The 24,278-nt window shown below is 68.2% G+C and carries 20 protein-coding genes; 8 read left to right on the top strand and 12 right to left on the bottom strand.

Features of this window, described 5'->3' with window-relative positions; genetic code table 11:
• Positions 1-202 precede the first annotated feature (202 nt).
• Positions 203-1,120: a succinate--CoA ligase subunit alpha gene (sucD, locus tag ACWF99_RS31935; protein ID WP_378635903.1), complete on the bottom strand. Its 918-nt coding sequence runs from the start codon at positions 1,118-1,120 to the stop codon at positions 203-205.
• Positions 1,121-1,132: 12 nt separating this feature from the next.
• Entirely contained in the window at positions 1,133-2,302 is a 1,170-nt protein-coding gene (gene sucC, locus ACWF99_RS31930) for an ADP-forming succinate--CoA ligase subunit beta (protein ID WP_358109230.1), read from the bottom strand.
• Positions 2,303-2,819: 517 nt separating this feature from the next.
• Between sucC and ACWF99_RS31925 the strand changes: the two genes are divergently transcribed.
• On the top strand, positions 2,820-3,860 hold the full coding sequence (locus ACWF99_RS31925; protein ID WP_452538209.1) for a M23 family metallopeptidase: 1,041 nt from the start codon (positions 2,820-2,822) through the stop codon (positions 3,858-3,860).
• A 216-nt stretch (positions 3,861-4,076) separates the two neighbouring features.
• On the top strand, positions 4,077-5,456 hold the full coding sequence (locus tag ACWF99_RS31920) for a DUF1731 domain-containing protein (RefSeq protein ID WP_378635896.1): 1,380 nt from the start codon (positions 4,077-4,079) through the stop codon (positions 5,454-5,456).
• Between the two features lie 52 nt (positions 5,457-5,508).
• Here ACWF99_RS31920 and ACWF99_RS31915 read toward each other — a convergent pair whose 3' ends face one another.
• Positions 5,509-8,091: a UvrD-helicase domain-containing protein gene (locus tag ACWF99_RS31915; RefSeq protein WP_452538208.1), complete on the bottom strand. Its 2,583-nt coding sequence runs from the start codon at positions 8,089-8,091 to the stop codon at positions 5,509-5,511.
• 377 nt (positions 8,092-8,468) lie between these two features.
• On the opposite strand from ACWF99_RS31915, the gene ACWF99_RS31910 reads away from it, so the two are divergent.
• On the top strand, positions 8,469-8,762 hold the full coding sequence (locus ACWF99_RS31910) for a chorismate mutase (protein WP_056816138.1): 294 nt from the start codon (positions 8,469-8,471) through the stop codon (positions 8,760-8,762).
• A 102-nt stretch (positions 8,763-8,864) separates the two neighbouring features.
• Here ACWF99_RS31910 and ACWF99_RS31905 read toward each other — a convergent pair whose 3' ends face one another.
• Entirely contained in the window at positions 8,865-10,322 is a 1,458-nt protein-coding gene (locus ACWF99_RS31905) for an NAD-dependent succinate-semialdehyde dehydrogenase (RefSeq protein ID WP_452538207.1), read from the bottom strand.
• A gap of 89 nt (positions 10,323-10,411) precedes the next feature.
• On the opposite strand from ACWF99_RS31905, the gene pgi reads away from it, so the two are divergent.
• Positions 10,412-12,052 carry a glucose-6-phosphate isomerase gene (gene pgi, locus ACWF99_RS31900; RefSeq protein WP_452538206.1) on the top strand — a complete coding sequence of 547 codons (1,641 nt, stop codon included), beginning with the start codon at positions 10,412-10,414 and terminating at the stop codon, positions 12,050-12,052.
• On the opposite strand, the gene ACWF99_RS31895 is transcribed toward pgi, so the two are convergent.
• The 4 genes from ACWF99_RS31895 to ACWF99_RS31880 form a co-directional block, all read right to left on the bottom strand.
• On the bottom strand, positions 12,021-12,587 hold the full coding sequence (locus tag ACWF99_RS31895) for a potassium channel family protein (protein WP_378635886.1): 567 nt from the start codon (positions 12,585-12,587) through the stop codon (positions 12,021-12,023). The two genes, pgi and ACWF99_RS31895, sit on opposite strands and share 32 nt — an antisense overlap.
• A gap of 82 nt (positions 12,588-12,669) precedes the next feature.
• A complete protein-coding gene (locus tag ACWF99_RS31890; RefSeq protein WP_452538205.1) occupies positions 12,670-13,335 on the bottom strand; it encodes a nucleoside triphosphate hydrolase in 666 nt (221 codons plus the stop codon).
• Between the two features lie 47 nt (positions 13,336-13,382).
• A complete protein-coding gene (locus ACWF99_RS31885) occupies positions 13,383-15,011 on the bottom strand; it encodes an acyl-CoA dehydrogenase family protein (RefSeq protein WP_452538204.1) in 1,629 nt (542 codons plus the stop codon).
• Positions 15,012-15,029: 18 nt separating this feature from the next.
• Positions 15,030-15,635, bottom strand: a complete 606-nt coding sequence (locus tag ACWF99_RS31880) for a TetR/AcrR family transcriptional regulator (RefSeq protein ID WP_378635879.1) — start codon at positions 15,633-15,635, stop codon at positions 15,030-15,032.
• A gap of 64 nt (positions 15,636-15,699) precedes the next feature.
• Between ACWF99_RS31880 and ACWF99_RS31875 the strand changes: the two genes are divergently transcribed.
• Positions 15,700-16,512, top strand: a complete 813-nt coding sequence (locus ACWF99_RS31875; RefSeq protein WP_378635876.1) for a crotonase/enoyl-CoA hydratase family protein — start codon at positions 15,700-15,702, stop codon at positions 16,510-16,512.
• Positions 16,512-17,879, top strand: a complete 1,368-nt coding sequence (locus ACWF99_RS31870; RefSeq protein ID WP_452538203.1) for a hypothetical protein — start codon at positions 16,512-16,514, stop codon at positions 17,877-17,879. Before ACWF99_RS31875 ends, ACWF99_RS31870 begins: the two co-directional genes overlap by 1 nt.
• On the opposite strand, the gene ACWF99_RS31865 is transcribed toward ACWF99_RS31870, so the two are convergent.
• Positions 17,880-18,569 carry a TetR/AcrR family transcriptional regulator gene (locus tag ACWF99_RS31865; RefSeq protein WP_378635871.1) on the bottom strand — a complete coding sequence of 230 codons (690 nt, stop codon included), beginning with the start codon at positions 18,567-18,569 and terminating at the stop codon, positions 17,880-17,882.
• 57 nt (positions 18,570-18,626) lie between these two features.
• On the opposite strand from ACWF99_RS31865, the gene ACWF99_RS31860 reads away from it, so the two are divergent.
• Positions 18,627-19,301 carry a DUF4386 family protein gene (locus ACWF99_RS31860; protein ID WP_378635869.1) on the top strand — a complete coding sequence of 225 codons (675 nt, stop codon included), beginning with the start codon at positions 18,627-18,629 and terminating at the stop codon, positions 19,299-19,301.
• Here the strand turns inward: ACWF99_RS31860 and ACWF99_RS31855 are convergent.
• Entirely contained in the window at positions 19,250-19,942 is a 693-nt protein-coding gene (locus ACWF99_RS31855; RefSeq protein WP_452538202.1) for a TetR/AcrR family transcriptional regulator, read from the bottom strand. The genes ACWF99_RS31860 and ACWF99_RS31855 overlap by 52 nt on opposite strands.
• Before the next feature lie 44 nt (positions 19,943-19,986).
• Positions 19,987-21,285 carry an alpha/beta hydrolase-fold protein gene (locus tag ACWF99_RS31850; RefSeq protein WP_378662944.1) on the bottom strand — a complete coding sequence of 433 codons (1,299 nt, stop codon included), beginning with the start codon at positions 21,283-21,285 and terminating at the stop codon, positions 19,987-19,989.
• Positions 21,286-21,417: 132 nt separating this feature from the next.
• On the opposite strand from ACWF99_RS31850, the gene ACWF99_RS31845 reads away from it, so the two are divergent.
• On the top strand, positions 21,418-23,520 hold the full coding sequence (locus tag ACWF99_RS31845) for a bifunctional lysylphosphatidylglycerol flippase/synthetase MprF (RefSeq protein ID WP_378635862.1): 2,103 nt from the start codon (positions 21,418-21,420) through the stop codon (positions 23,518-23,520).
• Between the two features lie 17 nt (positions 23,521-23,537).
• Here ACWF99_RS31845 and ACWF99_RS31840 read toward each other — a convergent pair whose 3' ends face one another.
• Positions 23,538-24,230: a pyridoxamine 5'-phosphate oxidase family protein gene (locus ACWF99_RS31840; RefSeq protein ID WP_452538201.1), complete on the bottom strand. Its 693-nt coding sequence runs from the start codon at positions 24,228-24,230 to the stop codon at positions 23,538-23,540.
• Positions 24,231-24,278: the final 48 nt, after the last annotated feature.

Here is a 24,278-nt window from a genome sequence, read left to right as displayed (position 1 = left end):
CTCGTCGTCTCCTTGTCGAGTCGTGCGCATCGGTCGCGTCGAACTGACTGGTGCCTGATCCGATACCTGACGCTACTGCACGCCACGGCCCCGGTCATCACCTACCGATGCAGGCTGTGGATAAACCACCGCCTGTGGATGAATCGACGAAGGCCGCCCAGGTTAAACCTGAAGGCGGCCTTCGACAGTGTGAGATTTCAGATCACGCAGAAGCGATGGACGCCTTCTCCAGGATCTCGCGAGCGAGCGCGGCGGTGGCGGACGGCGTCTTACCGACCTTCACGCCTGCGGCCTCGAGCGCTTCCTGCTTGGCCTGCGCGGTGCCGCCACCACTGGAGACGATGGCGCCGGCGTGGCCCATGGTCTTGCCCTCGGGCGCGGTGAAACCGGCGACGTAGCCGACGACCGGCTTGGTCACGTTGGCCTTGATGTAGGCGGCCGCACGTTCCTCGGCGTCGCCACCGATCTCGCCGATCATGACGATGATCTTGGTCTCGGGGTCCTTCTCGAACGCCTCGATGGCGTCGATGTGGGTGGTGCCGATGACCGGGTCGCCGCCGATGCCGATCGCGGTCGAGAAACCGAAATCGCGCAGCTCGTACATCATCTGGTAGGTCAGGGTGCCCGACTTCGACACCAGGCCGATCGGGCCCTTGCCGGTGATGTTGTTCGGGGTGATGCCGACCAGCGCCTCGCCGGGGGTGATGATGCCGGGGCAGTTCGGGCCGATGATGCGGGTCTTCTCGCCCTTTTCGACGTTGTAGGCCCACGCGAAGGCGGAGTCCTGCACCGGGATGCCCTCGGTGATGACCACGAGCAGCGGGATCTCCGCGTCGATGGCCTCGATGATGGCGTCCTTGGAGAAGGCGGGCGGCACGAACGCGATGGAGGTGTCGGCGCCGGTCTTCTCGATCGCCTCGGCGACGGAGGCGAACACGGGCAGCTCGATCTCGTTGCCGTCTTTGTCGGTGTGCTTGACCGTGGTGCCGGCCTTGCGCGCGTTCACGCCGCCGACGACGTTGGTGCCCGCCTTCAGCATCAGCGCGGTGTGCTTGGTGCCCTCGCCGCCGGTGATGCCCTGGACGATGACCTTGTTGTCCTTGTTCAGGAAGATGGACATGTTCGCTGTTCCTTACTTGGCGCTGAAGGCGAGTTCGGCGGCCTTGTCGGCGCCCTCGTCCATGGTCTGGGCCAGCGTCACCAGCGGGTGGTTGGCCTCGGCGAGGATGCGGCGACCCTCTACGACGTTGTTGCCGTCCAGACGAACGACCAGCGGCTTGGTGGCCGCGTCACCGAGCACCTCGAGGGCGCCCACGATGCCGTTGGCGACCGCGTCGCAGGCGGTGATGCCACCGAAGACGTTGACGAACACGCTCTTGACCTGCGCGTCGCCCAGGATGACGTCCAGGCCCGCGGCCATCACGGAAGCCGAAGCGCCGCCGCCGATGTCGAGGAAGTTGGCCGGCTTCACGCCGCCGTGGTTCTCACCGGCGTACGCGACGACATCCAGGGTCGACATGACCAGACCGGCGCCGTTGCCGATGATGCCGACCTCACCGTCGAGCTTGACGTAGTTGAGGTCGTTTTCCTTGGCCTTGAGCTCGAGCGGGTCGGTCGCGTCGACGTCGGCGAACTCGAGGTGGTCGGGATGCCGGTACTCGGCGTTCTCGTCCAGGGTGACCTTGCCGTCGAGGGCGAGGATCTCGTCGTTGGGGGTGCGCACCAGCGGGTTGACCTCGACCAGGGTGGTGTCCTCGTTGACGAAGACCTCCCACAGCTTCTGGATGGTCACGGCCGCGGCGTCGAGCACGTCGGCGGGCAGGTGGCCCTTCTCCGCGATCTCACGGGCGAAGGCCAGGTCGACACCCTTGACGGCGTCGACGGCGATCTTGGCGAGGCGCTCGGGAGTCTTCTCCGCGACCTCTTCGATCTCCATGCCGCCCTCGACCGAACACATGGCCAGGTAGGTGCGGTTGGAGCGGTCGAGCAGGAAGGAGATGTAGTACTCCTCCGCGATGTCCTTGGCCTCGGCGACCAGGAGCTTCTTGACGATGTGGCCCTTGATGTCGAGGCCGAGGATGTTCTGCGCGTGCGTGAACGCGTCTTCCGGGGTGGCCGCGTATTTGACGCCGCCAGCCTTGCCGCGGCCGCCCACCTTGACCTGCGCCTTGACCATCACGGGCTTGCCGATTTCCTCGGCAATGGCGCGTGCTTCTTCGGCCGTGTCGCAAACACGACCCTCGGACGAAGGCACTCCGTGCTTAACGAAGAGCTCCTTCGCCTGATATTCGAAGAGATCCATGTACTCACCGTCTCGTCTGCGTTGCTATGACAACGTCTTTGTTGGCGGCCCGACGTCGGTAGCGGGTCGGATCGGACTGTAGCTAGTCACGGGGAGGGGTAAACGACCACGTTCATAGTAAGTGGCGCAGGTCACGACCCATAACGGGAGCCCCGGAAAACCGCTGGCCAAGGCTACTGGCGAGTAGTTTTTGGACGTTTCACAACGCCTTGGCAGGTCGGGCCGCCTAAAACCGGAACCCCCCGGCATCTACTACGTTATGTCGTCGACAGACCTCACCCGGGATGCCGGAAAACGGTGAGATATTCCCTTGCGTTACGGTGACGAATGTCACACACGCGTGTAGGTTTTCGACCAGCGCTTGCCACTCTGCAATCGCTTCGTTACCGTCAATGCGGTCGAAGTCACAACCAGGTCACGACAACCAGGTCACGACTGGCAAGTCAGGACTGAGGAGGACGACAAGCTTGAGGTACTTCAGTACTCGCTTGGAACAGCTGGCGAATCGGCACGGCCGATGAACCACCGCTCCACCCTTCCAGTCGAAAATCGCACCAACTCCGGCCACCGTTACCGGTACGCCGACGAATACACGTCGCATCCGCAGGCCCGCCGGGCCCCCGCCGCCGCGTGGCCGCAGACCGACGACGCGTGGCGCGACCAGAACTCGTGGTCCGAAGACGCGGCGTGGACGCCCGCCGAGGACGAATGGACCGCCGACGAGTCCTATGACACCGGCACCTACGGCGCCGACTGGGCGCCCGCGGCCGAAGAGACCACCGCGGAAGAATCCGCCGCGCCGCGCCGCGCCGAACGGCGTGGTGGCGCACACCGCGTCCCCGCACCGCCCGCCGCGCTGAAGGGCCGCGCCGCGGTCATCGCCGTCGCCGCCGGTGCGGTTGTCGCCGCGGGTCAGGCGGCCATGGCCGATCCGGGCCAGCCCGCGCACGGCATCGATTACGAGGCAGCGGGTCAGGTCCACGAGATCGCCGCCCAGTCGATGAGCACGGCCGATATCGGCGACCCCGGCACCGGCGCGGCTCCCCAGGTACTCGACGCCACCGCCATCGCCGACAAGAACCACTTCGACGACATCCTCGCCAAGGGCGCCAAGTTCGCCGAAGACCTCGCCGCCCAGGAATCCGCCAAGCTGCGGCCCCTGTTCGCCAAGTTCACCTCGGGCAACTACACCTCCGGGTTCGGTGCTCGCTGGGGCGTCCAGCACCTCGGAATCGACGTCGCAGGCCCGATCGGCACCCCGATCTACGCGGTCGCCGACGGCACCATCATCGAAGCGGGCCCGGCGTCCGGTTTCGGCATGTGGGTCCGTGTCCTGCACGACGACGGCACCGTCACCATCTACGGCCACATCGACACCGCCACGGTCTCGCAGGGCGAGCGCGTGATGGCGGGCGACCAGATCGCCACGATGGGCAACCGCGGCTTCTCCACCGGCCCGCACTGCCACTTCGAGGTCTGGCTCAACGGCACCGACAAGATCGATCCGGTCCCGTGGCTGGCCACGCGCGGCATCAGCCTCGGCGCCCAGCGCGATTAGTAATCACCGCCCCGTGGATTCAGGCCAGATCTGAGTACTGGTCAGCTTGCTTCGACTGCCGTCGAGATGGTGACGCGGGCGTTCGCTGTGTCGGTGAGTGACCGACGATCGGTTGTTTGCCCGGCTGTTGCGTAATCGAGGCAGCTTGTGGTCGGTCTTGTTGCGTGACCAGCGGCACGCTTCCCCTGAGCAGGTGGCGGGGTTAGCGTTTCGGCTATGGCTGGTACGACGAAGTACACGCAGTTCATCGGGCTCGCACCGGAATTGGTGTGGGGAGTGCTCGGGGATCTCGAGCAGTGGCCGGAGTGGAACCCCGGGGTACGGTCGGTGCGGATGCACGGACCGGTTGCCGTCGGCGCCACCGGCGACTACCTCCCCGACGGCAAGGTCTCCGCGCGAATCCACGGGCGGTTCGCGGAACCGTTCACTGTCACCGTGTTCGAGCCGAATCGTGAGCTCGGCATCGAGCAGCCCGAACCCGCGGGCACCATGCACCTCACCTGGCGGTTGACTCCGCGCGACGGCGGCACCGAGATCACCCAGGAACTGCGGTTCACCGGTCCTTCCGCCGCCGCGGCGCGCACCGTCGTCCGTCCGTTCATCGAAACCGATGCGCGCGTGAACTTCTCGCGGCTGGCCCGGCTGGCCGGACTGGCTCCCGTCGACGACGCGCTGAATGTCGTCATCGCCGGTGGCACCGGCGCGCTCGGTCTCCAGATCGCCGCCGATCTGACCTGCCGCGGACAACGTGTCACCCTGCTGACCCGCCGCCGCAACCCGGATCTGCCGTTCCGCCAGACCGAATGGGACGGCCGCTCAGTCGGCTCCTGGTCCGCCGAATTGCGCGAACCCGGTCGGCTCGCGGTGATCAACCTCGCCGGGAAACTGGTCGACTGCAGGCCGACCGAACGCAATGTCGCCGAACTGCGCTCCAGCCGAGTCGATTCCACCACCGCTCTCGTCGCCGCGGCCCGCCTGCGCGACACCCCCGTCGACTACTGGGTCCAGGCCAGTACCACGGCCATCTGGTCGGACGCGGGCGAAACCCGGTGCACCGAAACAACTCCCCTGCCTGTCGGCCTCCCGCAGATGACCGGCGTCGCCCAGCCATGGGAGGAGGCGTTCGACCCTGCCCGCGCCGACCACTGGACGATCCTGCGCACCTCCATCGTCCTCGACCCCGACGCCCCCGCCCTCAAACGCCTGGGCCAGCTCACCAAGGCAGGTCTCGGCGGCCGCGTAGGCCCCGGCGATCAGTGGTTCAGCTGGATCCACATCGAGGACTGGCTGGGCATCGTCCGCGCTTCCCTCGGCCTCGACCCCACCGTCACGCTCCCCGACGGCGTCCTCGTAGCCGCGACCGAATTCCCGGTCCGCAACACCGAACTCATGGCCACCCTCCGCCGAATCCTGCACCGCCCCCCATCACCCCCGACGCCGTCGGCGATCCTGAAAATTGGCGCGGTAGCCCTTCGCACCGACCCCGCCCTAGGCCTCACCGGCCGCCACGCCACCTCCGAAGTCCTCCACAAGGTCGGCTTCGACTTCCGCTACCCCACCCTCGACGAGGCCCTGACAGACCTGTTGCCCCACTGACCCGGCCCCCGCCCACGCTCCGTATACCGGGAGCCTGGGCGCGGGTCCACCATCACAACTTCACAATCGTCCGGCTGAACTGCGGAATCAGCCGGATCTTCCCCGCGGACCCGAAGTCGATGGTCACCGTGGCCAACGGCCCCACCCCATCGGCGGCCACGACCCGCCCCAGCCCGTACTTGTCATCGGTAACCCGGTCCCCCACGGCAAGAACGAGGTCGGTGTTGTTCCGCTTCACCGCACCGCCGGGCGCAGGCCGGCGCTCGCCGGATCCGCCACGCACGCCGGGCCGCTGATCCCACCCACTCCCGCTGGTCCAATCCCGATCGAAGCCACTGTCCTCACCCCGGCGCCGCCCGCGCTGCACCGGCGAGATGACCGGTTCCAATCTGCGCCAATCCAGCAGATGCTGCGGAATCTCCTGCAGGAAACGGGATTCCGGGTTCGACACCGGCTGCCCCCAGCCGGACCGCACCACGGCGCGCGAAAGATAGAGCCGCTGGCGAGCCCGCGTGATCCCCACGTAGGCCAGACGACGTTCCTCGGCCAGCTCGTTCGGATCCCCCAGCGCCCGCATGTGCGGGAATTGCCCGTCCTCCCAGCCGGTCACGAAGACCACCGGGAATTCCAGGCCCTTGGCCGTGTGCAGCGTCATCATGGTGACCACGCCGGTGCCCTCATCGGGAATCTGATCCGTATCGGCCACCAGCGACACCCGCTCGAGGAACGCGGCCAGCGACCCCGGCTCGGGTTCGCCGTCGCCCGCCTCCGGCACCAGCCCTTCCTCACGGGCGGCCTCGGCGTTGTTGAAGGCCTCGGAACTGAATTCGCGTGCGACGCTGACCAATTCGTTGAGGTTGTCGAGCCGCGCACCGTCCTGCGGATCGTCGGAAGCTTCCAATTCACCGCGATATCCGGTGCGGTCGAGCACCGCCTCGACGACATTGCCCACATCGGGATAGTCGCTGTCGGCCCGCTTTCCGGCCACCCGGATCTCGTCGAGCAGATCGAGGAATCCCGCGATGGCCCGCTGCGCGCGGGTGTTCAGCAAGGCGACTCTGCCCTCGGCGGCATCGCGCAGCGCCGCGGCGAAACCGATACCGCGCTGTTCGGCGTGCACTGCCACGCACGCCTCCGCACGATCGCCGATCCCGCGACGTGGAGTGTTGAGAATGCGGCGCACGCTCACCGCGTCCTCGGGATTCTCCAGCACGCGCAGGTAGGCGACCACGTCACGCACTTCTTTGCGCTCGTAGAACCGCACACCACCGACGACCTTGTACGGCAGGCCCATGCGGATGAAGATCTCTTCCAGCGCACGCGAATTGTTGTTGGTGCGATAGAACACCGCCACGTCGCCGTAGTTGGCCTCGCCCGTGTCGACGAGCCGATCGATCTCCTTGGCGACGAAGGACGCTTCGTCGTGCTCGTTGTCGGCGACGTAGCCGGTGATCAGTTCACCTTCGCCGGAATCGGTCCACAGCTTCTTCTCGCGCCTGCCCTCGTTGCGCGCGATCACCGCGTTGGCGGCGGACAGAATGTGCTGGGTGGAGCGGTAGTTCTGTTCCAGCAGAATGGTTTCCGCGTCCGGGAAGTCGCGTTCGAATTCCTCGATGTTGCGGATGGTGGCGCCACGGAACGCGTAGATGGACTGATCGGCGTCGCCGACCACGCACAGCTCGCTCGGCTCGACCGCCTGCTCGTCGGCCGCACTGTGGTGCCCGACCAGCTCACGCACCAGCACGTACTGGGCGTGGTTGGTGTCCTGGTACTCGTCGACCAGCACGTGCCGGAACCGGCGCCGGTAGTACTCGGCGACCTGGGGATGGTTCTGCAGCAGGGCCACCGTCTCGCCGATCAGATCGTCGAAGTCCATCGCGTTGGCCGTGCGCAATCGCCGTTGGTACTCGGCGTAGACCCGGGCGACCAGCGCGGGCAGTTCGGTGTCGTCGGCTTCGGCGTCGGCGGCGGCCTTTTCCGGACCGATCAGTTCGTTCTTCAGATTCGAAATTGCGGTCGCCAGCAAACGCGCCGAATACTTCTTCGTATCGATCTCGAAATCGCGACTGATCATCGTGAGCAACCGACGAGAATCGTCGGCGTCGTAGATCGAGAAATTCGAATTCAGGCCGGGCAGCAGGGCCGCCTGCATCCGCAGAATGCGCACGCAGCTGGAATGGAAGGTCGACACCCACATGTTGGCCGCCCGCGGACCGACCAGCCCGGCGACCCGTTCCCGCATCTCGGCGGCAGCCTTGTTGGTGAAGGTGATGGCCAGGATCTCCCCGGTGCGTACGCCGCGCGCCGCGAGCAGATAGGCGATCCGGCGGGTGAGCACGGCGGTCTTGCCCGAGCCCGCGCCCGCCACGATCAGCAGGGGGGAACCCGCGTGCATCACCGCGGCACGCTGGGGCGGGTTGAGCCCGTCGAGGAGACGCTCGATCTCCTCGGCGCGCTGTTGTTCACGCTCCTGACGACGCTGTGACTGGTCGGCGCTGTTTCTGGCCGCCGCCTGAGCCAGCGCGGACGCGCCGGTGCCACCCCCGTCCCGAGGCGCCGGCACGGCACCCTCCGGCGCGGGCGCGGGTTCGCTGGGATCGGTGGCTGAGGCGTGGGGAGCGACCGTGATATCCATCGTGTGTCCACGCTACCGGCGGGCACCGACAAGCCGCGAACCGCCGCTGCCGCGATGACCGGGCGGCGACAGCCGGGCAAACTTCCGGTGAACCCGGCCAGGTCGACGCGGGCGACTCTTGGTGAACGTTCTCAGCGAATTCACAAACAGAACTGTTTTGCCTACCTAGCGCCCCGTGGCAGACTGAGCCACATGGTCAGCGCTTCTCCGCATGTCCGGGTCGGCAGCCGATCCGATATCGTGGCGGGGAGTACTGATCGCGCACTCCCGGGGGGATCCAGTACTGCCCATCGGGAAAAGTTTCAGGGTGACGGAACAGATCGGGTAACAGGCCGTTCGGTTTGACCGATCCAAGTTCTGACACGAGGAGATGAATGATGAGCACCCCTGCTACGACCACCGGCTCCGATTCGGCCTTGCCGCAGTCCGAAGCTGAGATCGACAAGCTCCGCCTCGAGATCGATCAGCTCGATGCCACGATCCTCGCCGCGATCAAACGCCGCAGCGAGATCTCCCGGATCATCGGCCGCACCCGGATGGCTTCCGGTGGTACGCGCCTGGTCCACAGCCGTGAGATGAAAGTCCTCGAGCGCTTCAGTGAGCTGGGCCAGGAGGGACACACCCTCGCCATGCTCCTGCTCCGCCTCGGCCGCGGCCGCCTCGGCCGCTAGCCCCCAGACCACAAACCACGCGGCGGACCAGCCAGTTCGCCGCTTCCGAAAAGCCGCCCCGGGTGCGACACCATCCCCGGGGCGGTTATTTTTCTGTCCGGCTCAGGTCAGGGCGATGTACTTGGTGTTCAGGTATTCCTCGATGCCCTCGGTGCCGCCTTCGCGACCGAAGCCCGATTCCTTGACGCCGCCGAACGGGGCGGCGGGGTCGGAGATGACGCCACGGTTCACGCCGACCATGCCGCTCTCCATCGCCTCCGAGATGCGCAGCGCACGGTCGAGATCTCGGGTGAACACGTAGCTGACCAGCCCGTATTCGGTGTCGTTCGCGGCGGCGACGCCCTCCTCGTCGGTGTCGAACGCGACGATCGGGGCGACCGGACCGAACACTTCCTCGCGCAGGATGCGGGCGGACGGCGGGACATCGCCCAGGATCGTGGCGGGGTAGTACCACCCCGGCCCGCTGGGAACCTTGCCGCCGATCAACGCTCGCGCGCCCACGGCGACGGCATCGTCGACCAGGTCGCTCACGATCTCGCGCTGGTCCTCGCTCACCAGAGGGCCGAGGGTGGTCGCGGCGTCGGTGCCGGGGCCCATCACGACGGTGTCGGCCATCGCGGCGACGAACTTCTCGGTGAACTCGGCGACCACGCCGCGCTGGACGTAGAACCGGTTGGCGGCGGTGCAGGCTTCGCCGCCGTTGCGCAGCTTCGCCTGCATCGCACCGGCCACGGCGGCGTCGACATCGGCATCGTCGAACACGACGAACGGCGCGTTGCCGCCCAACTCCATGGACGTGCGCAGCAGCCGGTTCGCGGACGCCGCAACGAGCTTCTTACCGACTTCGGTGGAGCCGGTGAAGGTGAGCTTGCGCAGCCGCGGATCGTCGATCAGCGGACCCGTGACGGCCCCGGAACGCTGGGTGGTGATCACCGACAGCACCCCGTCGGGCAGGCCAGCCTCGCTACAGAGCTTGGCCAGCGCCAGCATGGTCAGCGGCGTCGCCGAGGCGGGCTTGACGATCATCGTGCAGCCCGCCGCCAGCGCGGGCCCGATCTTGCGGGTGCCCATGGCCAGCGGGAAATTCCACGGTGTGATCGCCAGGCACGGACCCACCGGCTGCTTGGCGACCATGATCCGCCCGGTTCCCGACGGCGCGTTCAGATACCGCCCGTGGATCCGCACGGCCTCCTCGCTGTTCCAGCGGAAGAACTCGGCGCCGTAGCGCACCTCGTTGCGGCTCTCGGACAGTGCCTTGCCCATCTCGAGCGTCATCAGCAGCGCGAATTCCTCCGCTCGCGCGGTGAGCTGCTCGAACACCGTCCGCAGGATCTCGCCCCGCTCCCGCGACGGCGTCGCCGCCCACGCCTGCCCCGCCGCGACGGCCGCGTCCAGCGCCCGCATCGCGTCCTCGGGAGTCGCGTCGGCCACCTGCGCGATCACCGTCCCATCGGCCGGATTGCGCACGTCGAAAGTGCCACCCCCGGTGGCCTCGACGGGTCCGGAGCCGATCCACAAACCCTTGGGTACGAATTCGAGTACATCGCGTTCAGACACCATGCCGCCAGCCTAAGCCCGGTGCCGCGGCCACCACCCTGAACCCGTCGACACACAGCGCCGCTCGATGGCCAACGCGGTACCCTCGGCTCGTGAGCAGCGACATCACCGAGTCTTCGGCCTGGCAGGCACTGCACAGCAATCACCGCACCGTTGCGCCGATGCACCTGAGGCAGCTGTTCGCCGATGACCCGGCACGTGGTCGCGAGCTGACGATGCAGGTGGCGGACCTGCACATCGATTACAGCAAACATCGCGTGACCCGCGAAACCCTGCGCCTGCTCGTCGATCTCGCGCGCACGGCGGGTGTGCCGCAACGCCGCGACGCGATGTACGCGGGCCAGCACATCAACACCTCCGAGGATCGCGCGGTCGGCCATATCGCCCTGCGCCTACCGGTCGGCGACCAGCTCTGCATCGACGGCACCGACGCCGACGCCGAGGTGCACGACGTCCTGCGCCGGATGGGCGAATTCGCTGATTCCGTGCGCTCGGGCGCGTGGCGCGGCGCGACCGGCGAACGCATCGAGACCATCGTCAATATCGGCATCGGTGGCTCGGATCTGGGCCCCGACATGGTGTATCGCGCATTGCGCCACTATGTCGACGCGGGTATCGGTGCTCGTTTCGTCTCGAATGTCGACCCCGCCGACCTGGTCGCCAAGCTCACCGGCCTCGACCCGGCCACCACCTTGTTCATCGTCGCGTCCAAGACGTTCTCGACGCTGGAAACCCTCACCAACGCCACCGCCGCGCGCCGCTGGCTGGTCGACGCGCTGGGCGAGGAAGCGGTCGCCAAGCATTTCGTCGCGGTGTCGACCAACGCCGAACGCGTGGCTGCCTTCGGCATCGACACCGCGCACATGTTCGGCTTCTGGGATTGGGTCGGCGGCCGCTACTCGGTGGATTCGGCGATCGGCCTTTCGGTGATGGTGACCATCGGCAAGGAGCAGTTCGCGGAATTCCTCAGCGGAATGCACGCCATAGACAAGCATTTCGCCACCGCGCCGCTGGAGGAGAACGCGCCGGTGTTGCTGGCGATGCTCGGTGTCTGGTACTCGAATTTCTTCGGCGCGGAATCCCGTGTGGTCCTGCCCTATTCGAATGATATGGCCCGATTCCCCGCCTATCTCCAGCAATTGACGATGGAGTCCAACGGCAAGTCGGTACGCGCCGACGGCACCCCGGTCACGTCGTCGACCGGCGAGATCTTCTGGGGCGAGCCGGGTACCAACGGTCAGCACGCCTTCTACCAGCTCCTCCACCAGGGCACCCGCCTGATCCCCGCCGATTTCCTCGGCTTCGCCAGATCCACCGACGACCTGCCGACCCGCGACGGCACCGGCAGCATGCAGGACATCCTGATCAGCAACCTGTTCGCGCAGTCGAAGGTGCTGGCGTTCGGCAAGACCGCCGAGGAGATCCGCGCCGAGGGCACCGACCCGGAACTGGTGCCGCACAAGGTGATGCCGGGTAATCGGCCCAGCACCACGATCATGGCGGCGGAGCTCACGCCGTCGGCGCTGGGTCAGCTGATCGCGCTCTACGAGCACCAGGTGTTCGTCGAGGGCATCATCTGGGGTGTCGACAGTTTCGACCAGTGGGGTGTCGAGCTGGGCAAGCAGCAGGCCCTCGCGCTGATGCCGCTGCTGAGCGGATCGGAAAAGCCGGTGTCGGTGGGTGATTCCTCAACCGACGAACTCATCGAGTGGTATCGGGCGCATCGCCGCTGACCTTGTGCGCGGCACGGGTGGCGGCCTGAACCCGGCCGGTCACGCTCGTGGTGATGATGGTGAGCAGCGTGCCGAACACCACCAGATCGAAAATGATCTGCACCATTGTCGCGATGCGCGCCCCCTGTCCGACAGCGTGGACATCGCCGTAACCGATGGTGCCGAGGGTGACCAGCGTGTAGTACAGCGCGTCGGTGCGGGTTTCGAGCCCGACGAATTGATCCGGACGTAGCTGCTGCAAGCGGTAATAGAACAGCGCGAACACCACGCCGACGATGCACACGAGGAGCAGGAGCCCGTCCACCCGCCCGCCCGCGGCGGTCGGCGCCTGCAGGTAGGTCTCGATCCGCCGCCATACCAACCAGCCGAGTCCGGCAACGCCGGCGAAGAAGCCGATCACGCCCACTATCCGCCCCGGCCACGCGTCGAGCTCGAACATCCACCCCACCGGCACGCTGTAGTAGAACAGCACCGCGCACAACGCCGCCGCACCGTTGCGCATCGCATGCCCGGGGAATCGCCGACCTCGCGTCATCCCTCCATGATTGCCCCGGCGCTGTCGATATCCGGGCCACACGCGCCGGGCGGCCGCGCCGAAAGTCGCGCATCCCCCGGGTTCAGCTCACGCGATAGCCACGGCCCGACGCGGTCAGCACCTGGTCGGCGCGATCTCTGCTCGCGGCGACGAGGTCGGCGTTGCGCAAGTCGCTACCCATCACCTTGTCGCTCGCCTGCTCCGGTGTCCGGCCTCCCGCGGTGTGCCGGTCGAGCAATCGTTCGGTGAGCACCGGTCGTGGCGCGTCCAGGTACCAGCATTCGTCGAGCAGTCCGCGGACCCCGGCCCAACCGGGCGCCTCGGCAGCGGTCAACAGCAGGTAGTTGCCCTCGACGATCACAATGCGCTCGTCGCGCACGACCACGCCAGCGTCGGTGGGTTCATCGATCGCCCGGTCGAACAGCGGCCACGGCACCGGGTCGCCGATCGGTGTGTCGCGCAGCAACCGCAGATCGGCGACGAACCCCGGCGCATCGAAGGTATCCGGCTCGCCCTTGCGCCCCCACGCGTTCCGGGCCCGCAACACCTCGTTGCGCAGGTGATAGCCATCCATCGGGGCCACCACCGCGGGCCGTCCCGACCCGCTCAGCTCGACGCTGAGGCGGTGCGCCAGTGTCGATTTCCCGGCTCCCGGCGGCCCGGCGATCCCCAGCAGAAAGCGCTCCTGGCGCACCGGGACCCGTTGCGCCAGTTCGCCCACCGACAGCACCTCGTTCGCCCAGGTCACGGGCCCACCCTACGCACCGGGTGTGAGCGGGCGAGGACAAGGCGCACTCAGCGCACGTCGACGAAACCTCGCTCGATGATCGCGCCGGTGTCGACGCCGACGGGCAGGGTGCCGAAGGCGATGCCCCAGTCGGCGCCGAGGCGGGTCGCGCAGAAGGCGTCCGCGACGGCGGGATGTCCGTGCCGCACCAGCTGTGCGCCCTGGAGGACGAGTGCCATCAGTTCCACGACGCGGCGGGCGCGGTATTCGATATCGGACAGGTCGGTGAGTTCCTTGCCCACCCGGTCGATCGCGTCGTCGAGGCGCGCATCGGCGCCGCGGGCGAGCCCGACCTCGGCGAAGTAGGCCTCGACCGTCTCGGGCTGACGTCCCATGGCACGCAACGCGTCCAGCGCCGCCACATTGCCCGACCCTTCCCAGATCGACATGAGCGGCGCCTCGCGATACAGCCGCGGCATCCCCGACTCCTCGGCATAGCCGTTGCCGCCCAGGCATTCCAGCGCTTCGGCGGCGTGCGCCGGAGCACGCTTGCAGACCCAGTACTTGGTGATGGCGAGCGCGATCCGGCGCAGCGCGGCCTCGGCCGGATCGCTGCCCGCGCGGTCGGTGGCCCCCGCCAGCCGCATCATCACCGTGGTCGCGGCATCCGATTCGATGACGAGGTCGGCCAGCACATTGCGCATGGCGGGCTGGTCGATCAGCTCGGCGCCGAAGGCCTTTCGGTGGCGGGCGTGGTGGATCGCGGTGACAGCACCGAGCCGCATGCCGGTGGCCGAGCCGATCACGCAGTCGAGGCGGGTCATGTTGACCATCTCGATGATCGTCTTCACCCCTGCCCCCTCGGCGCCGACGAGCCAGCCGGTGGCGTTCTCGTATTCGATCTCCGAGGACGCGTTGGACTTGTTGCCCAGCTTGTCCTTCAGCCGCTGGATGCGGATGGGGTTGCGGGTGCCGTCGGGCAGTACCCGGGGCAGCAGGAAACACGACAGGCCGCCCGGGGCCTGCGCGAGCGTGAGGAACATGTCCGACATGGGCGCCGAGGTGAACCACTTGTGCCCGACGATGCGGTACGAGCCGTCAAGTTGTGGTGTGGCGGTGGTGGTGTTGGCCCGGACGTCGGAGCCGCCCTGCTTCTCCGTCATCGACATGCCCGCGATGAGACCTGCCTTGGCCGATGGTTCGCGCAAGCCGAAATCGTAGGTGCGCGAGCCGAGCAGCGGCTCGAAGCGGGCCGCCAGTTCGGGGTTGTGGCGCAGCGCGGGCACCACCGCGTAGGTCATCGAGATCGGGCACATGTGTCCGGCGTCGGCGGCGCCCCAGGTGTAGAACTTGGCGGCGCGCGCGGTGTGCGCGCCGGGCCGCTCGTCCAGCCACGGCGAACCGTGGAGCCCATGTGTGACCGCGACATTCATCAGGTCGTGCCAGTGCGGGTGGAATTCCACCTCGTCGACACGATTGCCCCACCGGTCGTGGGTGTGCAGCACCGGCGGGTACTCGTTGGCGAGCCTGCCCCACTCCTGCGCCTCGAAACCGCCTGCCAGCGCGCCGAGTTCGCGCACTTCGGCTTCGGCCCAGCCCGCGCCTTCGCGGTGCAGGCCTTCCAGCAGCGCGGGGTTGCGCGCGGCATCGAAGGGGATCAGTGGTGGTGCCTGGTTGAACACTTCGTGGGTCGGCATGTCCGGTAACTCCTTCGACTACGACGTTTCCGTGCGCGCACCGAGTGCGCGCACGGCGAAAGCGACCAATTCGGGGATGACGGTCTCGGCGTGCGGCGCGGCGGCCAGCGGACCGACCAGCACCTCACCGATCGCGCCGACGAGGGCGGCGGCGGTGAGGCTCGAGTCCTGGGCAGGCAAGCGGCCTTCGGCGACGCCGTGTGCGATCGCGGTCTCGAACGACGCGGCGAACGCCCGCCGGAATTCCAGCCGCTGCGCGTCGACGGCGGCGTCGACGGGCTCGGCCAGCAGCACGTAGGCCAGTTTCGGATTCTTCATCGCGCGCCCGGCGAAGGTCTCTACCGCGGCGGTGACCCGCCCCACCACGTCACCTTCGGCCACTGCCGCGCGCACCGCGTCGACCTCGCGGGCGACGACCGTCTCGAAGACCGCCGCGACCAGTTCGGCCTTGTTCTCGAACTGCTTGTACACGGTGCCGGTCGCGATACCGGCCTCCGCCGCGACCGCTGCCATCGACAGCCCGGCGAACCCGTCACGCGAGAGCACGCGGGTGGCGCCGTGCACGATCAGCGCCCGTTGCGCGTCGAGCCGGGCCTGTACGGCCGGGGTCCTGCGGTACACCATATGAAGAAGTGAACCATTGATTCACCTCTTCACACAAGGGGTGCCGTGGCCGTATGGTCGAGGAATGGAAACAGGTTCACCCGCCGAAACCAGCGCGCCCGGTCCGGCGAATTCGGTGCGCGTCGAACACGCGGGCCCGGTCACGACGGTGATCCTGGATCGCCCACACGCCCGCAACGCGGTGGACGGCCCGACCGCTCACGCGCTGGTGAAGGCGTTCCGCGCGTTCGACGCCGACCCCACCTCCTCGGTCGCCGTGCTGTGGGGCGAACACGGCACCTTCTGCTCCGGCGCCGACCTCAAAGCTCTCGGCACCGAGAACAGCAATCAGGCCACCGAGGACGGTGACGGCCCGATGGGCCCGACCCGGCTGCGCCTGTCCAAGCCGGTGATCGCGGCGGTGTCCGGGTACGCCGTGGCGGGCGGTCTCGAGCTGGCCCTGTGGTGTGATCTGCGAATCGCCGAGCAGGACTCCACCTTCGGCGTCTTCTGCCGCCGCTGGGGTGTCCCGCTGATCGACGGCGGCACCGTGCGCCTGCCGCGCATCGTCGGTGAAGGCCGCGCACTCGACATGATCCTCACCGGCCGCCCGGTGAGCGCGCCCGAGGCGCTACAGATGGGCCTGGTCACCCGTGTCGTGCCCACCGGCGAGGCCCGCCGCGTGGCCGAGGAGCTGGCCGCCCAGCTCGCCGCGCTCCCCCAGACCTGTCTGCGCACCGACCGCGCCGCCCTGTACGACCAGTACGGACACACCGAGGAGGAGGCGCTGCGCGTCGAATTCCGGCACGGCATGACCGCCCTGACCGGCGGCGCACTCGACGGCGCCGCCCGCTTCGCCGCGGGTGAGGGCAGGCACGGTAGCGCCGACCACCGCTGATGGACCGCCTCACGGTCGTCGACGAGATCTTCCTGCGGACCCACCGCGGGATGGGCACCCCCATCGCACTACAGGGTCTGTGGCGTACTCCCGATGCGATGGAACCCGCGCTGTTGCAATCGATTCACGATCGCTTGCGTGTAGGCAGGCTCGGCCGCAGGGTGGTCGACTCCCGGGTTCCCGGCGCCCGCAGAGGCTGGCAGCCCAACACCAGCGCCCACCCCCTCGACCTCCTGCCGAACCGGACCGCGATCGCCGAGACCGACTGGCCGGCAATGCCGATCGCCCACCGCGATTCCGGTCGCGGTGCCGGCCCACTCCCCGCCCACGCGGTCCTGCCATGGGCCGACAGCCTCGGCACCGATCTGGACCCGGAGTTCGCGCCCGGCTGGCGTCTGTCCGCCGCCCGCCTCGACGACGGCGGAACCGTTGTCGCCCTGACCTGTTCGCATGTCCTGGCCGACGCCCGTGGCCTGATCCACGCCGTCACCGCCGCCCTGCGCTCGCTCGATCCGGCGCACGCCTCGATCGGCCTCCTGCCCGCCGGTGAAACGCAGTACCGAACAACGTCTTCGGAGTGGACGGATGCGGTCTCCCAGTGGGTCACCATCTTCGGCGGCACGACCCGTGCGCTGTTACGCAGATTCCCCCGGCGGTCGGCACGACCGGCCACGGACCACGTTCCGCGCGAGTCGGCGTCCAGCGGCACTCCGCCGGCGAATCCAGGTTCCCCCAGCGACCGGCACCTGCGCCCCCTCCTGCTGACCTTCGACGCCGCCCACTGGGACACCACCGCGAACACCCTCGGCGGGACCCCGAACAGCCTGTTCATCCACTTGATCGCGAACATCCTGTGGCAGAACGGCTTCCCGAACCCGATCATCACCGCGAGCCTGCCCGTCGACACGCGCGACGAACCCCGAGTCGACAACGATCTCGCGGTGACCGAGATCGCCATCCACCGCCTCGACACTCCCGCGACCATTCGCGACAAGGCCAGGTCCGCCTATCAGCACCGAATGTCGAGCCCCGCGGGCCTGCCCGAGGAGATCCTCCAGGTGATCCCCGACCGCTGGGCCTACACCCTCAGCAAGGGCGCGGGCGAGCGAGACATCCTGTGCTCCAACATCGGCACCCTCCCCGACGCGGTGCGAAGAGTCGGCCCACACGACTGCACCCGGGTGGCCGCCCGCGCGATCCACCCCGGCATCACCACCTTCCCCCGCACCCAGCTCGCGGGCTACCTCTCCCACCTCGGCGATACCTACACACTCGCCCTGGTCAGCCTCGCCGCCGACAACGATTGCCTGTCCGACGCCGTCGACAAGGCCTGTGCGGCAACGGGATTACATCCCGCGCCCTGGTAGTCAGCCGGCGGCTATCCCCGTGAGCAAGGCACGCAGCCCCCACACGAACTGATCCTCGGAGTTCCACGCCGCCATCGCGTCGACCTGCGCGGCCGAGCGTGGCCAGCGATCGCCGTCGAGCAGGGCCAGCCCCTCGCGACGTTGCGCGACCCGCTCGGATTCCGGGGTGAGCGGCGGCTTTCCGTCGGTTTCGGCCACCGTGAGCGCGATGCCGCCCAGCACCTGCACGATCACCGCGTACACGCCGTTCGCCTGCCTCGCCTCCGACAAACCGCCCCGAGCCAGGCACCCGAACATCGCCTCGCCGACATCGCTCGCCGACGGCCCGTCCATCGGCCCCGACATCATCAACAGCGCGACCGCCGGATGCGCGAGCAGTTCCGCGCGCAGGCCGAGCGCGAACCGGATCACCGCGTCGGCCCACTCCACGCGGGGGTCGCGCAGGGGTTCGAGGGCAACCGCCGAGAGCACGCGTTCGATCACGGCGCGCTCCAGATCGGCCCGGCTCGCCACGTAGGTGTACACCGCGTTGGGGTTCACCCCGAGCTTGCCCGCCACCGCCCGGATCGACAGCGCCCCGGTCCCGCCCCCATCGAGAAGCTGTAGCGCGATGTCCACCACCTGCTCTTCGGTGAACGAGCGCCGCGCCGGCCGCGCCGCGCCGCCACCTGTTGACTTCGCCTTCGACATGCGGTGAACTGTACCCCGTACATCTACCTGTACTCCGTACAGCCAGAATGGATTCTCATGCGAACCAAGCCATGGACCGCCATCACGCTGCTGATCAGCGCCCCGATTCTGATGAACCTCGCCTTCGTCGGCCTCGGGATGACGTTCGACTACCCCGACGTCCTGCAATTGCCCGCCACCGAGGTCCTCGCCCGATTCCGGGCCGAGCAGACCACGATCGTCACGCTGTTCGCCCTCCTCGCGGCCGCGGCGTGCGCTTTCGTCCCGCTGTCCGTCCTGATCGGGCGTCTGGACGACTCCCCCACGATGCGCTGGGCGGTGCGAGCCGGCGTCGCCGCCGCCCTCGTGCAAACGATCGGCCTGCTGCGCTGGCCGCTACTGGTCCCCACCCTGACCGACGCGGACACCTTCGAACGACAGCACACCCTGCTGGGCACCCTCCTGGGCGAAACCGCCGGGTACACCCTCACCGCGATCTGGACCGCGCTGGTCATCGCGGCCCTGCGCACCCCGCGGTGGTTCGCCGCCCTCGGTTACACCAGCGCCGCCGCCATCGCGACCGGCGTCGTCATCCCGCTCGGCATCGAGCCCGCCGCCGTCGTCAACTTCCTCGGCTACGTGTTGTGGAGCGGGTGGCTGCTGAGCTTCGCGGCCCTGCTGGGCCGCGGCGCGTTCGCGCGTCAGGTCGCCGTCATCCCGACGAGCAGCACGCGAAGCCCCCAGACGAACTGATCAACGGAGGTCCAGGCGGCGATCTCCTCCCGGTGCGCCGCGGTGCGCGGCCACCGGGTCGGATCCAGGTCGCGCAGAGCCGCGCGGCGGGCCGCGATCCGCTCGGATTCCCCTGGCAGCGGTGGCTTTCCGTCGGTTTCGGCCACGTCGAGGGCGATCGAACCGAGGACGTACACGAACACCGCGTAGACCCCGTGCGCGCGGATGGGCGCCTGGAGGCCACCGCGTGCGAGGCAGACGAACAGCGCCTCGGTCATATCGCGCGCCACCGGCCCGTCGGCCGACGGACTGTCCATCGGCCCCGACATGATCAACTCCGCCACCGCGGGGTGGTCGAAGAGCCGACCGCGCATGCTCAGCGCGAACTGGATCACCGCCGCGGTCCACTCCACACCGTCGTCGGTGAGCGGCCCGAGCGACACCGACGACAGCACGTTTTCGATCACCGTGCGTTCGAGGCCGTCCAACCCACCGACGCAGGCGTGCACCACGTCCGCGTCGACCCCGAGCCGTCGCGCCACCGCCCCGACGGACAGGGCCACCGCGCCGTCCTCGTCGACGATGCCGAGCGCGGCGGCGGCGATCTGTTGCTCGGCGGGCGGGCCACCGACGTCCGTACCTGGGGTTTTCACCTCGGACATGCGTCGAACTGTACTCCGCGAACCCCCGCGGTATCCGGCACCGATCAGGGTGTCAGGCCGAGCCGGGTGGCCAGCCACGGCAGCTGATCACGCAGCCCGAACTCCCACAGCGCGAAGTTGTGGCCACCGGGGAGAATCCGCAGCCGCACATCCATCCCCGCCTCCTCGGCCGCCTGATACATCCGCTCCACCTGCGGCCGGTACATCTCGTCGTCGGCGCCGACGACGAACGCACCGGCGGAGTCCGGATACGCCCGCGTCCGCAGCAGGTCGAGCGGGTTGACCCGTAACAGCGCCTCGGTATCCCCGCCGAACGCGGCGTCCACCGTGCGCCGGCGGTCGCCCAGGGTCGGTTCGTCCTGACCGGACATATCGAGGAAGGTGGGATAGACCGCCGGATAATTGGTGGCCAGTTGCAGCGCGCAGGTGCCGCCGTAGGACAGTCCGCCGATCGCCCAGGAACGCGGATCCGGGTCGATCTGCAGATTCGCCCGCGTCCAGTTCGGCACATCGACGGCCAGGTAGGTGGCGACATTGCCGAGCTTCGAGTCCAGACACAGCGGGTTCGCCAGCTGGGAGCCGGTCCCGTCGGCCACCACGACGACCGGCGCGAGCCCGTTGTGCGCGCGGGCGAACGAATCCATGGTCTCGGCCAGCTGCCCACCGACGAACCAGTCCTGCGGCGCGCCCGGCTCACCGGCGAGCAACACCAGCACCGGCAGCAGCGGACGCGGATCCGCGAAATAGGCGGGCGGCAGATAGATCTGGGCATCACGCGCGGCGAACCCGGACGCCGTCGGCGGCACCGTCGCGGTCAGTACTCGCCCGCCGTCGGGCAATCCGCCCGGCGCGTGCCAGGCCGGCTCGAGCGGACGCGCGCTGATCACCTGCTCGCGCCGCGTCAGCTCACGGGCGTCGATCCGGTCGACCTGTTCCACCCCGAACGCCGCGCCCACCGTCGGATACGACGCGTACTCCCGGTTGATCCCGACTCCCACCGCCACGAGCACCGCCGCGGCCGCGAGCACGGTCACCACACCGGTCCACACGGTCCGGCGCACCAGAATTCGCGGGACCACCAGCAGCACCGCGGCGACCGCGATCCCGATCAGCACGTACACCGACACGGCGATCGGATCGGGAAACGGCCGCCACACCTCCTCCACGAACAGGTACAGCGCCACGGTGAACACCACCGCGGCCAGCACCACGATCGGCATGATCGTCGTGACATATCGTCGTACGCGAGGTAACAGCAACCAGACCGCACCCAGGGCGCCCAAGACCGTCAACGCCACCGGCAGCCATCCGGTGAGCAACGACAGATCGGTGATTCGCGTCATCCCTGACCTCCGCAGATGCCACCTCGACCGCCCTAGCGCACGCATCGCGGTCGTGGTGCGGCCGCGATGACATACGGTACACAGACGACCTCACCGCGCCGGTGCGGCGCACTCGCAGCAAAGGGTGGTTCTATGAACGACAACGCGGCTGCCCCCGAATCGGCGCCCTCGCGCGGCGTCGCCTTGGCGCACACCGTGATCCGCCGGATGCCGTTCACCCTCGGCTTCCTCCTCGTGGTCGCGATCCTCGGCGTCGCCAGCGGTGGCTTGTGGCGCAGGCTCGACGAACGTTCCTGGTATCCCGACATCGCCTACGGCTGGCCCCCGCTTACCGAGGGCAAGTGGTGGACGCCGCTGTCCGGCTGGTTCTTCGGACTCACCCCCTTCCAATACTTCTGTATGGCAGTTATTTTCGCGGCGGCGGTCGGCTGGACGGAGTGGCGGCTCGGCACCGTGCGCACCGCACTGGTCTGTCTGTCGGGCCAGCTGATCGGCATTCTCGGCGCGTCGGTGACGGTCGGGCTGCTGGCCCACACCCATCTCGATTGGGCCGACCGGCTTTCCGAGGTCCGCGATGTCGGATTCACCACGGCCGCGTTCGCGGCGCTGGCCGCGGTCTCGGCGACGCTGCGGTCGCCGTGGCGGCTGCGGGTGCGCGCCGTGCTGATGGCGCACGTGGCGCTCACGTTCCTGTTCGAGTCGACCTTCGCCGATCTCATGCACCTCATCGCGATCGCCGTCTGGCTGCCCGCGGGCGAAAAGCTGTTCAGCCGCACCGAACACGGCTTCTGGCCACGTACCCGACGTGAAGTCCGCATGCTGGCCTTCATCGGACTGCTGGTGATCGCGACAGCCTCGGTGGCGGTGTACTTCTTCCCCGGCAACAGCCTGCTCGGTCCCACCGAGAACGAACGCGGCTCGCTGTGGAGCACGATCCTGACCGTGGTGGTGATCACGGTGGTGGCCGAGCAACTGCGGAAAGGCAGGCACTGGGCGTGGTGGGGCACTCTCGCCTACGGCCTGCTGCACGTGGTGTTCACGCTGGTGCTGCTCGGCGTGGCCATCGGCACCGACTTCGAGACCGAAGGCGCGGTGACCTTCGGAACAGGTCTGCTGTGGGCGGTCGAGGTGGCGCTGCTCTACAGCGGCCGCGGCGCGTTCCGGGTGCCAGTGCGGCGCAAGATCACCGACGGCGCGCTCACCGGCACCGATCCCGGACAAGCGGTGCGTGCCCTGCTCGCCCGCTACGGCGGCAGCACCATGTCGTGGATGGCGACCTGGCCGGAGAACAAATACTGGTTCGCCGCCGACGGTGAACGCTGCGTCGCCTATCAGCGTCACGCGGGCACCGTCATCGTGCTCACCGATCCGATCGGCCCCACCGATCTGCTCCCCGCCACCATCGCCGGATTCACCGATCGCTGCGAAGCCGACGGACTCGTCCCGTGCCTGTTCTCCACCACCGAGGCGGTCGCCGAGATCGCGGGCGAACTCGGGTGGCGCAGTGTGCAGATCGCCGAGGACACCATCGTCGATCTGCCGCAGCTCGAGTTCAAGGGCAAGGCGTGGCAGGACATCCGTTCCGCGATCAACAAGGCGAACAAGGAGGGCATCGAGTTCCGGCTCGTCGAGCTGGCCGACGAACCGTTCGTGGTGATCGCCCAGGTGCGCGCCATCTCCGAGGAGTGGGTGGGCGAGAAGGGGCTGCCCGAAATGGGATTCACCCTCGGCGGCGTGGAGGAGGCACTCGACCCGGCCGTACGGGTGGGGCTGGCCGTCGATGCCAAGGGCGGCGTACACGGTGTCACCTCGTGGTTGCCCGTCTACGGCCCCGGCGACGAGATCCGTGGCTGGACTCTCGACGTGATGCGCAGGCGCCCCGACGGGTTCCGGCCGGTGGTGGAATTCCTCATCGCCTCGTCCTGCCAGGCGTTCAAAGAGGAAGGTGCCGAGATCGTTTCGCTGTCGGGCGCACCGCTGGCACGCAGTGCGGGTACCGACGGCGCCGAGCCCATCGATCGTCTGCTCGAGGGGCTCGGCGCCGCGATGGAGCCGTATTACGGCTTCCGGTCACTGCATTCGTTCAAGGCCAAGTTCCAGCCCCGCCACGAGCCGGTGTACCTGTGCTACCGCGACGAGGCCGACCTGCCCCGTATCGGCATCGCCCTGACGAAGGCATACCTACCGGAGGTCTCCGCCAAGGATCTGATGACACTCGGGGCGTCCGGCAAATAGACGCCGACGCGCGGATCTCAACGCACGGGCACCGCGACCGGCGTGACCCGCGCACTGACGTCAGCGGGCACGTCGATGCCGGGTTCGAGGTTGCCGGCCGGGATCGGCTCGCCCCACACCTGTCGCAGCGGCAATACCCCCGCCCACACACCGCCGGTCGCGATGTCGCCCTCGTCGTCGTTCGGCCCGCCCGAACGCACCTTCACCGAGGCCTCGGTGAGGTCGAGCGCGAGCACCATCGTCGCCGCCATCTCCTTGCGGTTGGGCGGGCGTACCCGATCCCAGGCTCCGGGCGCGGAGTGCTCGACGATCGCCCGCAGCGCGTTGTCGCGCTCGGCCTCGTCGGTGACCAGCACCGCCCTGCCCCGGATCACCGCGGAGCGGTAGTTCATCGAGAAGTGCATGGCCGAGCGCGCGTACACCAGCCCGTCGACGTGGGTCACCGTCAGGGAGATGTCGGTGTCGATCGCGGCGCGCATATTGCCCGCGCCGGTGGATCCGTGCAGGTAGAGGGTGTCGCCGACGCGTCCGTAGATGGTGGGCAGCGCCACCGGCGATCCACCGAGCAGCACGCCGAGGTGGCAGACCAGGCCCGCGTCGAGCACCGCGTCCAGTGCCGCGCGGTCGGTGACGCCGCGTTCCTTGGAGCGCGTCAGCGTGGTGCGCGGGGTCGGTGACAGGGGGTTGCGGTTGACGTCGTGCGTGCTCATAAGATGAGCTTCGCCGAAGAAGTGGACTACGCGTAGATCCAATTCAAC

Source organism: Nocardia sp. NPDC055002, from assembly GCF_053608825.1.
The sequence above is the reverse complement of the archived record's forward strand: the minus strand, read 5'-3'. Positions and strand labels throughout refer to the sequence as shown.